The organism is Wylensekiella montiformis, from assembly GCF_009697385.1.
GTDB classification, from domain to species: domain Bacteria; phylum Bacillota; class Negativicutes; order Selenomonadales; family Selenomonadaceae; genus Selenomonas_A; species Selenomonas_A montiformis.
Genome location: NZ_VUNL01000007.1, coordinates 1 through 13464 on the forward strand (window position 1 = coordinate 1; position 13464 = coordinate 13464).

Annotated in this window: 14 protein-coding genes; 12 read left to right on the forward strand and 2 right to left on the reverse strand. The window is 40.6% G+C overall.

What is annotated here, in order from left to right:
* From FYJ78_RS07110 to FYJ78_RS07155, 10 genes are all read left to right on the forward strand, one after another.
* Window positions 1–656 (forward strand): polysaccharide biosynthesis protein (locus FYJ78_RS07110; RefSeq protein WP_154620723.1); only part of this gene is annotated, 656 nt, incomplete at its 5' end.
* Window positions 657–726: 70 nt separating this feature from the next.
* A complete protein-coding gene (locus tag FYJ78_RS07115) occupies window positions 727–1995 on the forward strand; it encodes a DegT/DnrJ/EryC1/StrS family aminotransferase (RefSeq protein ID WP_328597674.1) in 1269 nt (422 codons plus the stop codon).
* Between the two features lie 17 nt (window positions 1996–2012).
* Complete coding sequence (locus tag FYJ78_RS07120; protein ID WP_154620724.1) at window positions 2013–2711, forward strand: sugar transferase; 699 nt, start codon at window positions 2013–2015, stop codon at window positions 2709–2711.
* A complete protein-coding gene (locus FYJ78_RS07125) occupies window positions 2701–3528 on the forward strand; it encodes a glycosyltransferase (RefSeq protein WP_154620725.1) in 828 nt (275 codons plus the stop codon). The genes FYJ78_RS07120 and FYJ78_RS07125 overlap by 11 nt, the downstream gene beginning before the upstream one ends.
* A gap of 5 nt (window positions 3529–3533) precedes the next feature.
* On the forward strand, window positions 3534–4784 hold the full coding sequence (locus tag FYJ78_RS07130) for a TolB family protein (RefSeq protein WP_154620727.1): 1251 nt from the start codon (window positions 3534–3536) through the stop codon (window positions 4782–4784).
* Entirely contained in the window at window positions 4771–5781 is a 1011-nt protein-coding gene (locus tag FYJ78_RS07135) for a glycosyltransferase family 2 protein (RefSeq protein ID WP_195847899.1), read from the forward strand. The genes FYJ78_RS07130 and FYJ78_RS07135 overlap by 14 nt, the downstream gene beginning before the upstream one ends.
* Window position 5782: 1 nt before the next feature.
* Window positions 5783–6913, forward strand: coding sequence for a glycosyltransferase (locus tag FYJ78_RS07140; protein ID WP_154620729.1), 1131 nt, complete (start codon window positions 5783–5785; stop codon window positions 6911–6913).
* Window positions 6910–8166 (forward strand): hypothetical protein, encoded by a 1257-nt coding sequence (locus FYJ78_RS07145; protein WP_154620730.1) that lies wholly within the window; start codon window positions 6910–6912, stop codon window positions 8164–8166. Before FYJ78_RS07140 ends, FYJ78_RS07145 begins: the two co-directional genes overlap by 4 nt.
* Window positions 8167–8174: 8 nt before the next feature.
* The gene (locus FYJ78_RS07150; RefSeq protein ID WP_195847900.1) at window positions 8175–9026 is read left to right on the forward strand and encodes a glycosyltransferase family 2 protein; all 852 of its coding nucleotides are present in this window, start codon (window positions 8175–8177) and stop codon (window positions 9024–9026) included.
* A 128-nt stretch (window positions 9027–9154) separates the two neighbouring features.
* Complete coding sequence (locus FYJ78_RS07155) at window positions 9155–10321, forward strand: nucleotide sugar dehydrogenase (protein WP_154620732.1); 1167 nt, start codon at window positions 9155–9157, stop codon at window positions 10319–10321.
* Between the two features lie 52 nt (window positions 10322–10373).
* Here the strand turns inward: FYJ78_RS07155 and FYJ78_RS07160 are convergent, their stop codons facing one another.
* Both FYJ78_RS07160 and FYJ78_RS07165 read right to left on the reverse strand, forming a co-directional pair.
* Window positions 10374–10691: a type II toxin-antitoxin system RelE/ParE family toxin gene (locus FYJ78_RS07160; protein ID WP_195847901.1), complete on the reverse strand. Its 318-nt coding sequence runs from the start codon at window positions 10689–10691 to the stop codon at window positions 10374–10376.
* Window positions 10663–10995 carry a type II toxin-antitoxin system RelB/DinJ family antitoxin gene (locus FYJ78_RS07165; RefSeq protein ID WP_154620846.1) on the reverse strand — a complete coding sequence of 111 codons (333 nt, stop codon included), beginning with the start codon at window positions 10993–10995 and terminating at the stop codon, window positions 10663–10665. The genes FYJ78_RS07160 and FYJ78_RS07165 overlap by 29 nt, the downstream gene beginning before the upstream one ends.
* A gap of 87 nt (window positions 10996–11082) precedes the next feature.
* On the opposite strand from FYJ78_RS07165, the gene FYJ78_RS07170 reads away from it, so the two are divergent.
* A complete protein-coding gene (locus tag FYJ78_RS07170; protein ID WP_328597675.1) occupies window positions 11083–12096 on the forward strand; it encodes an NAD-dependent epimerase in 1014 nt (337 codons plus the stop codon).
* A gap of 15 nt (window positions 12097–12111) precedes the next feature.
* Window positions 12112–13449: an ATP-grasp fold amidoligase family protein gene (locus FYJ78_RS07175; protein ID WP_195847902.1), complete on the forward strand. Its 1338-nt coding sequence runs from the start codon at window positions 12112–12114 to the stop codon at window positions 13447–13449.
* Window positions 13450–13464 lie beyond the last annotated feature (15 nt).

Here is a 13464-nt window from a genome sequence, read left to right on the forward strand (position 1 = left end):
CCGAAATCTTCGTCCTGATCTCCACGGACAAAGCCGTAAATCCAACCAGCGTAATGGGAGCTACCAAACGCACGGCAGAACTCGTACTGCAGGAAATCAACCAGCATAGCAAGACCAAATTCGTCACCGTGCGATTCGGCAACGTACTCGGCAGCCGCGGCAGCGTCGTACCGCTCTTTGAAAAACAGATTGCCGCAGGCGGCCCCGTCACCGTCACGCACAAGGAAATGACCCGCTTCTTCATGACCATCCCCGAAGCCGTTCAGCTCGTACTGCAGGCTGGCAGTCAGGCCGAAGGGGGCGAAGTATTCCTCTTCGACATGGGCAAGCCCGTAAAAATCAACGACATGGCCGAAGACCTCATACGGCTTCACGGCCTGACCCCGGGCAGGGATATAAAAATCGTCTACACCGGACTCCGCCCCGGAGAAAAACTCTACGAAGAACTCCTGACCAGCGAAGAAGGCACCACCAGCACCAAACACAAAAAAATCTTCAAAGCGAGGATCCAGCCCTTGGACGAAGCAGACCTCAAACAAAGCCTGCAAACCTTGCAGAAAACAACGGACAGGCAAATCCTTTTGCAGACGTTAAAACACATGATCCCGACCTATAAAAGTAAACAATTGGAAGAAAGAACAAAGCCTTCCCCTTGAGGGGAAGGTGGCCCAAAGGGCCGAATGAGGTGCAGTCCTCCAAACAACCGCGAAAGAAGGCAATGAAACAGTGTCAACCAATAAAATCTGGCTTTCCTCTCCCACGATGCACGGCGAAGAACAAAAATGGGTAGACGAAGCTATCCGCACCAACTGGGTATCTACCGTCGGTGCCAATATCAATGCAATCGAAGAACAAATCGCTGAGTATGTCGGCTGTAAATACGCCGTAGCGTTATCGGCAGGAACAGCAGCATTGCATTTAGCGACGAAACTGGCTGGGGAAAAACTCTACGGTCAGGCAAAACCGAATGCAGGAACCCTGCAAAGCCATAAAGTGTTCTGTTCCGATGTCACCTTCGATGCCAGCATCAATCCCGTAGCCTATGAAGATGGAGAAGCCGTATTTATTGACACGGAATATGACACATGGAATATGTGTCCGGAAGCTTTGGGCAAGGCCTTTGAAATGTACCCGGATGTAAAACTCGTGATTGTTGCGCACCTCTATGGCACGCCGGGGAAAATGCAGCAGATAAAAGAAATCTGTGATAAGCATGGTGCGCTGATTGTAGAGGATGCCGCTGAATCCTTAGGTGCAAAATACAAGCTCAATGGCAAATGGGTAGAAACTGGTACGTTGGGGAATTTCAATGCCATCAGCTTTAACGGCAATAAAATCATCACCGGCAGTTCCGGCGGCATGTTCCTGACGAATAGCAAGGAAGATGCCGAAAAGGTAAGAAAATGGTCCACCCAGAGCCGCGAAGCAGCACCTTGGTACCAGCATGAAGAAATCGGCTACAACTATCGCATGAGCAACATCGTTGCTGGTATCGTTCGTGGTCAGCTTCCTTACCTTGATGAACACATTGCGCAGAAAAAAGCGATTTACGAGCGATATGCAAAGGGACTTGCTGATCTACCAGTCAAGATGAATCCTTGGGACAGAGAAAACAGTCAGCCAAACTTCTGGCTTTCCTGCCTGATTATCGACAAAGAAGCGATGGCTCCACAGGTTAGAGGGGAGCAGAATTATCTCTACAAGCACGAAAGCGGCAAATCTTCGCCGCAGGAAATCTTGGAGGCAATGGCTGCAATCAATGCCGAAGGCCGTCCAATCTGGAAGCCCATGCATATGCAGCCAATCTATCGGACAAATGCCTTTATTACCAAAGAAGGCAATGGTCGTGGTAAGAGTAATGCCTATATCGCAGGTACAGGCATTGACGTAGGTGCAGATATCTTCCAGCGGGGATTATGCCTGCCAAGTGATAACAAGATGACTGCTGAACAGCAGGATAAGATTATTGAAGGGATTCATAAGTGTTTCTTGTGAGCTTATGAGGTGATTATTTGTATCAGAAATATGGCAAGCGGTTGTTTGACATAACAGCGTCAGCTTTAGCGCTAGTCCTATTAAGTCCACTGCTGTTATGGCTGGCATGGAAGATAAAGAAAAATCTTGGTAGTCCTGTTCTTTTCTCGCAGATCAGGCCGGGGAAAAAGAACAAGCTGTTTCGACTGTATAAATTCCGCTCTATGACGGATGCGAGGGATAAACAAGGAAATCTTTTGCCTGATGAAATGAGAATGACCGACTTTGGCCGCAAACTCCGTGCCACCAGTCTGGATGAATTACCGGAACTCTTCAATATTCTCAAAGGCGACATGAGCCTTGTCGGGCCAAGACCGCAACTGGTTCGCGACATGGTGTTCTTTACAGAAAAAGAAATGCACCGTCAAGATGTGACTCCGGGACTAACCGGCCTTGCTCAAATCAGCGGCCGCAATAATATCGACTGGAAAGAACGCTTTGCCTATGACCTGCAATATATCCAAAACATAAGTCTGCAAGAAGACCTGCGCATAATCTGGCGGACAATCTTCAGGGTCAGCCAGCAGAAAGACATTGCCACAGACGGCATGGAAACCAGCGAAGATTATGGAGATTGGCTGTTAAGGAATAAGCTTTTAACTGAATCGGATTATTGCCAAAAACAACAGGCAGCTAATGAAATACTAAGGGAGTGGCAGGAATTTCATGGTGTATGAACCATACAGCGTATTGATGACCGTTTATCAGAAAGATAATCCCGAATATTTTAGGCAGAGTCTTGCCAGCATGCTGAACCAAACCGTTATGCCGGATGAGATTGTGGTTGTTACGGATGGTCCTATAACGGATAATTTACAGGCGGTTATAGATGAACTGGACAGTAAATATCCACACATCATCAAAGAAATACAGCTTGAGGAAAATGTGGGATTGGGGACTGCCTTGCAAATCGGTGTTCCAAAATGCAAAAACAAACTGATTGCCCGCATGGATTCGGATGATATTTCTTTGCCGGATCGGTGCAGATTGCAGTTGGAAGCATTTTCAAATAATCCACAGCTTGATATTGTGGGGTATTCTATAAAAGAATTTTCCGGCAGTATAGATAACATAGTGGGAGAACGCAAGGTGCCAGAAACAAACAAGGCTATCTATAAATTCGCTAAATTACGCGATCCCTTTAATCATCCTACCGTTATGTTCCGTAAATCAAAAGTCTTGTCTTCTGGAAATTATGGTGATTATCGAAAAAATCAGGATAGTGACTTGTGGATTAAAATGCTTAGTCATAAAGCTGTATGTATGAACCTGCCTGATGACCAATTCCGTTTTCGCTTCGATGAAGCAACTTATGCTAGACGGAAAAATTGGTTGAATACAGGTAGCTTGCTTGAAATTCGGTATAAGGCGTGGAGAAGTGGCTATAATAACTTGTTGGAGTTTCTAATTATCAGTATTGGGCAATTGTCAAGATATGCGTTGCCAAATTTATTTCAAAAAATCCTATATAAATTTTTGAAAGGTGGCAATTAACTTTAATGAGTTTTGTATATACCGTAAGCAATTACTTAAATCGTTATCCGGGAATCAAGAAGAAAGCAAAACGAATTTTCCAACGGACCATGGTCGCTATATCACCAAAATTCAAAGCAGAAGGTGATATCCATAAATTGTCACCGAATGATTCCAATCATGAATATTTATTTGGCTATTACGATAAATCTCCTTGGGATGATTCTGGAAGATATGTCCTGTGCTTGCGGGCAAAGGATACATGGACAGATGTTGCACCGGATGAGCCGGCAGATATTTGTCTGATCGATACTGAGCATGATAATGAATTAGAAATTATTGCGCAAACACATGCCTGGAATGTACAACAAGCATGCATGCTTCAATGGCGGGGACCAGATTTCGCTAAAGAAATCCTATACAATGATTTCCGCGATGGAAAGTATTGCGCAGTGATTTTAAATATGGAAACGCGGCAGGAAAGAGTCCTGTCCATGCCGGTATATTCAGTGTCACAGGATGGCAGTTTTGCCTTGACTCTTGATTTTTCTCGCTTACATAGATTGCGCAAAGGCTATGGTTATGCCAATTTGCCTGACCATACAGAAGGGCAGTTAATTCCGGATGAACCGTGCATTTGGAGACTGGATTTACAGACGGATAAAGTTAATCCTGTGTTGAAATACGCTGATTTTGTTAATTTTGAACATCGTCTGGAAATGGATGGGGCGGAGCATAAAGTGAATCACATTATGATTTCGCCTAATGGTAAACGTTTTATGGTACTTCATCGTTGGTTTAATGGTGAACGTAAGTATACGAGATTGGTTACTGCCAATATTGATGGTACAGATATGTATAATCTTAGTGATGATGATATGGTTTCGCATTGTTGCTGGAAGAATGATAAAGAAATATTTGCTTTTGAAAATAAGCGCGATAGTGGCACTGGTTATTATCTAATGGAAGATAAAATGCAAAACTACCAACATTATTGGCCAACAATAAACTATGATGGGCATCCAAGTTTTTCGCCAGATGGGAAGAACATAGTATTTGATCGATATCCTGATGGAAAACGCATAGCAGCGGTTATGGTAGCAGCTGATAATCCTGATGAATCACTCATAAATATCAAAGCTAAAGTATTTGCGCCATTTAAGTACGACAATGATACGAGGTGCGATTTGCATCCGCGGTGGAGCCGTAATGGGGAATTTGTTTGTTTTGATGCGGTGTTTGAAGGACATAGAGGGATGTATTTTGTTAAAACTTAATAAGCCAATGATATCAGTTATAGTTCCTGTATACAATGCAGAAAAATATCTTTCAAGATGTATAGATTCTATTTTGCAGCAAACTTATAAAAATATAGAGATTATTTTGGTCGATGATGGTTCTTTAGATAAGAGTAGAGTCATCTGCGATGATTATGCCAATAGATATGAAAATATATCATCATATCATCAAAAAAATCAAGGGCAAGGCGCAGCTAGAAATTATGGATTGGATAGGTGCCATGGTGATTATATAGGATTCGTTGACAGTGATGATTATATTGCGCTGGATATGTATGAATATCTTTATGGATTAATTGTTAAAAATAGAACGGATTGCGCGAGTGTTTCCTTTAAGTTTACTACTGATGATAGGGAAAAGCTAAATAATGATAATGAACTAATTAGTGTTTATGAGAATGAAGATGTACTAGAGCAACACTTGTTGGAATCTACTACCACTACTGGCTCTCATAGTGTTTGCCGGTGCTTGTTCAAAGCAGAGAGTTTAACCGATGTGCGATTTCCTACAGGTATGATAAATGAGGATATACCATTTAAGTTTGCAGCCCTATCACATGTGGAACGTATGGCAAATAGCAATTTGATTAAATATTATTATTACCAAAAGAGTGAAAGTACGACAAGAGGTGCATTCAAGGAGAAAGATTTAGATCTTTTTAAGGCTACAACAATGTTGGTAGATATGGCTAGGCCATATAATGAAAAAATACAAGTATTAGCAAAGGCGAAACACGAACGAAGCTTTTTTTCAATTTTAGCAAGGATAGCCTTCTATGGAAGTGGTGTTTCGAAAGAACGGAAAAATGAAATTGTGAAAATATGCCAGGCTTCTTTACGGAAGAATTTTATTTTTTTATTAAAAATGCCATTGCCTATAAGTCGTAAAGTGCTGATTTTGTTGTTTGTAATGAATTATAGCATGACTGAATTATGTATCTTAATTGCGAAGAAATTGTTAAGTGTACGAGGATAGTATGATTAAGGTTTTACAGTTTGGTATGTCAACGGAAAAACGCAAGGGTGGAATTGAGACATATTTAATTAATCAGTTGAGAACCCTGCCTGAAGATGTTAGCTATGACTTTATCAATAGTTCTGATGATGTGATTGCTTATGAGGCTGAGATATTAAAACAAGGAAAAGTATATAACCTTGGTAGCAGACCTGCGAATCCTGTCGCTTATTATTGGCGGATGTTGAAATTGTTTTGGGATATCCGTCGTGACAATTATATGGCATTAATTATAAACCGTTCAGATTATTCGCAAGATTTACCTTTTTTGTTAGCTAAATTGATTGGCATTAAATGCAGAATTATGCATGCACATGGCAGTGGATATGAGAATTCAATATCCTTTTTACGGAAGATAATGTTCGCATATAATCGTTTGATTGTTAAAGCTTGCGTTACTGAATATTGGGCATGTAGTAAAAAAGCATCGAAATTCTTGTTTGGACACGAAGATGCGTTTATTGTACGTAACGGAATAAATGTAGAAAGATTTCATTATAATGAGAGTACCAGAAATGAAATAAGGAAATCGTATAAACTGGATGATGCCTTCGTTATAGGTAATGTCGGAAGGTTTTCACCAGTGAAAAATCATTTGTTTCTTATTGATGTGTTTGCAGCTGTGAAAAGACAATGTTCTAATGTTAAGTTGCTGTTGATAGGGGATAATAGCAATTTGGATGCTTATGATGGATATCTTAGGAAAATTCAAGAAAAAATAGATATGTATCATCTAAATGAAGATGTAATATTTACTGGAAATATTGAGAAAGTAGAAAAAATGTATCAGGCTATGGATTTGTTCTTGCTTCCGTCTATTAGCGAGGGATTTTCGCTTGTTTCTTTGGAAGCGCAGGCTTCTGGATTGCCATGCATAATCTCAACAGGGGTACCACTGGATGTTGCTTTGAGTGAGGCTGTGAAAATATGTAAATTGGGAGATATTGATGATTGGACATGCGGAGTATTGTCAATATACCATAGACGAAAGACGCGTATGGATAATACAGGGTTGATTATATCCAGTGGATATTCGGCAAAAGAAGAAACTGTGCGCGTGATTTCTCATCTCAAGGAGTTGATAGCTCGATGAAATACATAAAGTATGCGATGGTATTACTAGCCTTTGTTTATTGGTTGGTTCCTGTGTATTTGCGAGCGTTTCCGGGGTGGCTGAATAGCGGGATATATAATGGAGTACCATTATTGTATATTTTATGCAATTTTAGAAAAGTCCAATGTTTATTATTGGGAATAAAGAAAAAATATTTGTGGATATCATTTTTGCTTTTGGTATTTGCACTAGTATGGTCATTTTGTGCCATAGTCTATAACAACACTGATGATTATAGCTATTTTATGAAAATATTTACTGCATTTCGTTCAATATATATTAGCGTTTTTTTGTTGCTGCTGGCGAATAATACATTGCGGAACAAAAATATATTGGAGAAATATAGTGTTTTTTATAGCGGAGCGATTGCTGTTTGTGTTTTATTTACAGTTATGACATTGCTTTCTTTAGATTTGCGTGAAAATTATATTTTACTGCTTAATCAAACAGATAAGCCATATTTATTAGAAGATGAAATGTATATAACGCGTTTTAGCGTGGGGGGCTTTGCAGGGTTTGGTCAAACGATATTGGCGAGTATTGGGGGGATATTATCGTATTACTTAATAAGTCGAAAAGTCTATATCGGTTTCCCTTTGCTATTGATATCCCTATTAGGAAATTTATTTTATGGTAGAATAGGGATTATTCTTTCACTTATCGCAATTGTTGTTTTGATGATGAGGACAATGCGGTTTCGTACAATTGCTTGGCAGATTGGAGGACTCATAGTTTCGTCTTTTAGTATATATGTAATTTTAGGATGCTTTGATAATTCAATGTTTGATGCTTGGAAACTATGGATTATGCAACCAGTAGATGGATTTATACAAGGATTGCAATACGGTCAAATTACCTTTGGATCAAGTGGAGATAAGTTGGTGTATGGTATGTATTTTATGCCAGACGACAGTACGATTTTATTTGGGGATGGCAGATACGAGAATAATGATGGTAGTTACTATATGTATACAGATGCCGGCTATATGAGGATAATCCTTTATTTTGGTGTGATAGGAGCAATGTGCATATATGGATCTTATTTAGCTCTAACGGTTTTTGCGTTGCAAAATTTGCGCGGAGATAAGGTTGCTAGTTATTTAGTTATGACATTGGTTATATGTTTTTTCGTAGCAGAATACAAGGGGGATGCATACCCGGTATTTTTTGGAATTGTCATGGCGTTAGGCTTGAGTGGTAATAGTAGGGAGATGTCAGTTTGCCGAAGATAAGTGTGGTAATGTCAGTTTACAATGGAGAACAATATTTACAAGAGTCTATTGAAAGTATATTGACACAAACATACAGCGATTTTGAATTTATCATAATAGATGATTGCTCAACGGATAATAGCGTAAATATTATTGAGTCGTATGACGATAGTCGCATTCGTTTGGTGCGCAATAAACAGAATATGCGATTGCCTGCTTCACTCAATAAGGGAATAAACTTGGCAAAGGGGGAATATATTGCACGTATGGATGCTGATGATATATCCATGCCGGAGCGGTTTGCTAAGCAGGTGTTTTACATGGATACTCATCTTGATGTAGCAGTGGTTGGCGGAGGATTTCAAGCGATTGATGAAAGTGGAAATAATCTATATATACATCATCCGGCCACTGGTAAAAAGTTAGCAAAGTATTGCTTGATTCCATCGCCAATGGCCCATCCAACTGTGATGATGCGTCGTGACGTTATTGTAAATCATAATCTATTTTATGATGAGAAATATTCATCAGCACAAGATTATGATTTATGGCAGAGAATAAACAGAAAGTTTAAAATAGATAATTTGCCAGATATCCTGCTGAGATATCGTATACAAAGTAATAGCATTAGTGTAGCGAAGAGACATCAACAACAAGATAATACATACAAAATCTTTAACAAGTATTCTCCAGTAGATGTTTCCTATGATGAAGTTATGGCGATTATGCATAGAAATTATGTGTTAAATCCTTGGCAGCAAGCTCTGATAATGTATAGGGTGTTTCATACGTTGGATTATACATATTGGCGAAATGTTACTGGATATGCGGTGCGTTATATCATGGCTAGATTGAATCTAAATAAAAGCACTGCCGTATAAACAATAGCATGGACATTTTATTAATTTTTATTTAGGGATATGTTTGATAATAATTGTTGACAAAATTGTATTATGGGAGGATTTGTCATGATGGTTTTTGATAATATTTTGAAAGGATGTAGTGTGTTTTGAAAATCGCAATTGCTGGTACGGGCTACGTTGGTCTGTCAAATGGTGTTCTATTGGCCCAGCATAATGAGGTGGTAGCGCTGGATATTGTGCCAGAGAAGGTGGATATGCTCAATAAGGGGATTTCTCCTATTGTAGATGGGGATATTTCGGAGTTTCTGGCGAAAAAGGAGTTGAATTTTCAGGCTACGCTGAATGTAAAGGATGCGGTTGAAGGTGCAGAGTTCGTGATTATCTCCACACCGACCAATTATGATCCAGACAAGAATTTCTTTGATACTTCCTCGGTAGAGGCGGTGATTGAGGAAGTTTTGGAAATCAATCCTTCGGCTGTGATGGTGATTAAATCGACTGTTCCCGTTGGCTATACGGAGCAGATGAAGAGGCGGTATAAGACGGACAATATCATCTTCTCGCCGGAATTCCTGCGAGAGGGGAAGGCTCTGCACGACAACCTCTATCCATCGCGAATTATCGTGGGCGAACGGTCGGAACGGGCGAAGGTCTTTGCCGGACTGTTGGCGGAAGGTGCAGTGAAGGAGGATATTCCTACGCTATTCACGGGCTCTACGGAGGCAGAGGCAATCAAGCTTTTTGCCAATACCTGCCTGGCATTGCGGGTGGCGTACTTCAATGAACTCGATTCCTATGCGGAAGCTCGTGGTTTGGATACGAGTGAGATTATCCGTGGTGTCAGCCTTGATCCACGGATTGGCGATTTCTACAATAATCCTTCTTTTGGGTATGGTGGATATTGTTTGCCAAAAGATACGAAGCAGCTTTTGGCAAACTACCGTGATGTGCCGCAGAATCTTATTGGCGCGGTGGTGGAGGCTAACCGTACCCGTAAAGATTTCATTGCCGATGCGATTATTGCCAAACAGCCCAAAGTAGTTGGTATTTATCGTTTGACCATGAAGACGGCTTCGGATAATTTCCGGGCTAGTGCGATTCAGGGCATCATGAAGCGTATCAAGGCAAAAGGGATTCCCTGCATTGTCTATGAGCCGACTTTGAAAGAGGATAATTTCTTCCGCTCTGAGGTAGTAAATGATTTGTCCGATTTCAAGGTGCGTAGTGATGTGATTGTTGCTAATCGCTGGAATGATGATCTGGAAGATGTGCGTAACAAGGTGTTTACCAGAGATATTTTCAGCAGAGATTGATTGAAAACGCTGAATAGAAAAGTGCCGTCGCGTAAAGCGACGGCACCGGATGCTACATGTTGTTTAATTTGTCTGCAAGGTTTGATGGGGAATAAGCAATACGAGAAATATTTACGGTATGCTCTGTTATGGTAAATATTACCGAATAATTATCTATCAATAATTGCCGGAACTGTTTTTCTGGGCGTTTAGAATCCACCATGACTTTTACTCGCTCAGGGAAATAGTTTAATGTTTCGATTGCTTCAGCAATGCGATTGAACTGCCCCGTTGCGATTTGAGGCATTCCAATGGTGTTAGCTATGTACTCGTATATGTCAGACATATCCTTGGCAGCTTGTTCAGAGATTATGATTTGGTACTCGGTCATGAGTATGTTCTCTCCTAAAGGATGCAAAGAATTCTTTGGCAGGCATGGATTTTCCGGTTTCGATATCTTCGATTCCTTTGTCCAAGAAGGAACGGATTTCATCGGCAGTCATTCGGTCAGTGTTTAAATGATGGGGCCCTTGTGTTAGTGATAGTTCAAAAGGAATCGCGCCTTTGAGGGCAATTTGTTTCAGATATATGGTGATGGCTGATGTCATCGAAAGCCCCAGGGCAGAGAGAACAACTTCGGCGTTATGCTTGACTTCTTGGTTTATGCGTAGATTTAAGGTGGCTGTTTTTTCCATGATAAACCCTCCTTGATGGTCTTTTTTTCTTTTATTGTAACGCGGATGTAACGAAAATACAATGCTTTTGTTGTCAACAGAAGAGGTGTGTATGATTTGGCAAAGTATAAGGAATTTGATGTTCGTAAAAAGGTGCTGGTAACAGGTGGTGCCGGATTTATTGGTTTCCATTTGTCTAAGCGGTTGCTGGAGCTTGGAGCGAAGGTGGTAGGTTTTGACAATTGTAATGATTATTACGATGTGTCGCTGAAGGAGAGTCGGCTGGAGATTTTGCGGCGGTTTCCGCAGTATGAATTTATCAAAGGTGATTTAGCTGATGCGTCAGCTGTCAAGGAACTGTTTGATAAGTCAAAACCGGATATTGTGGTGAATCTTGGTGCTCAGGCTGGTGTGAGGTACAGTATTGACCATCCACGCAGCTACATTGACTCCAATGTGATTGGGTTCTTCAACATATTAGAGGCATGCCGCTATCATCCTGTGGAGCATCTTCTTTTTGCTTCCAGTTCTTCTGTGTATGGCAATCAGGAGAAAACGCCTTTCAGTACCACGGATCAGGTTGACCATCCGATTAGTCTTTATGCAGCTACGAAAAAATCCAATGAGTTGATGGCTTATACCTATAGCCATTTATATGGCATTCCTGCTACAGGTTTACGTTTCTTTACGGTCTATGGCCCTTATGGTCGGCCTGATATGGCATATTTCAAATTTGCGAATCTGATTCGTGATGGGAAAACCATCAAGATTTATAACAATGGAGATATGCTGCGGGATTTCACTTATGTGGATGATATTGTCTCAGGAATTGAGCATATGCTTTGCAATCCGCCAAAAGCCAATAAAGATGGGGATAAATACAAGATCTACAATATTGGCAACAATAGTCCGGTTCGATTGATGGATTTTATCGAGACGTTGGAAAAAGCACTTGGTAAAACGGCAAAAAAGGAATACTTGCCAATGCAGCCTGGGGATGTGTATCAGACCTATGCGGATGTCAGCGAATTGGAGCGGGATTTTGATTTCCGGCCGAATACAACGATTGCAGAAGGGCTGGAAAAGTTTGCTCAGTGGTATCGTACTTACTATGGCTTGTAAGGGGGAACGCAGGCGTTGAGTATCAAGAAAATCCTGAAAGATAATTTGCCGCCGTTTATGTTGGCGCCTTTGAAGCGGGTGTATAGTGATGCACACTATGCTGCCATGCATGTAGTGCCGGAGGAGTGGTATTTGAAGCGTCAGTTCAAAAAGAGGGTGGGCTATTCGCTAAATTTGGATAATCCCCGAACATTTAATGAAAAGCTGCAATGGCTGAAACTTTATGACCGTAATCCACTGTATACGAAAATGGTGGATAAGTATGAAGCCAAAAAGTATGCGGCGGATATTATCGGCGAGGAATATATCATCCCGACGTTGGGCGTTTGGGATCACTTTGATGACATTGATTTTGACCAGTTGCCGGGGCAGTTTGTGCTGAAATGTACCCATGACAGCGGTAGTATCGTCATTTGCAAGGATAAGGATAAGCTGGATAGAAAAAGGGCCAAAGAAAAATTGGAACGTGGGCTTCGCTATAATTACTATTATCGCGGTGGTTTTGAATGGCCGTATAAAAATGTGAAGCCACGGATTATTGCCGAAAAATATATGGTCGATGAATCCCGTACGGAGCTGAAGGATTACAAGGTCTTTAACTTTAACGGAGAGCCAAAGATTATCCAAGTTGATTATGATCGATTCGTGGAACATAAACGTAATCTATACACTGTAGATTGGAAATATATAGAAGCAGCTATTGAATTTGCCACAGATGCAGGTCATCAAATTCCAAGGCCAAAACGATTAGATGAAATGCTAAATCTTGCATCGAAATTGGCAGCAGATATCCCTCACGTTAGAATAGATTTTTACTCTATCGAAGATAAAATTTATTTTGGAGAAATGATTTTTTTTCATGGTTCTGGTTTTGAAAAATTTATACCAGAAGAGTTTGGTGCGAAATTAGGAAATTGTGTGAATATTCATGGAGGGGTAATACTAAGCGGTAATGGCTATATTTTGATCGTTCGGGCAGCAGAATCTTGTACAGATTTAACCGATTACAAATTTATGTGCTTTAATGGAAAGATGAAGTGTTCTTTTACTTGTACGGGACGCAATACAGATAGAGGGCTGTATGTAACTTTCTATGACAGAGATTGGAAGAAATTGCCTTTTTCCCGCCATTATCCGGCTGAGCAGATTGCTATGCCAAAACCTGTGAGTTATGAGAAAATGGTAGATTTAGCAGAAAAAATATCGGCACCACTGAAATTTTCCCGTATTGATTTTTACGAAATAAGCGGGAAGATTTATTTTGGGGAGATTACTTTTTTTCCAGGGAATGGTATGGAAGAATTTTCGCCGGAGGAATGGGATTATAAAATAGGGAGTTGGATTCGGTTGTAATGATGGAGGTTATGT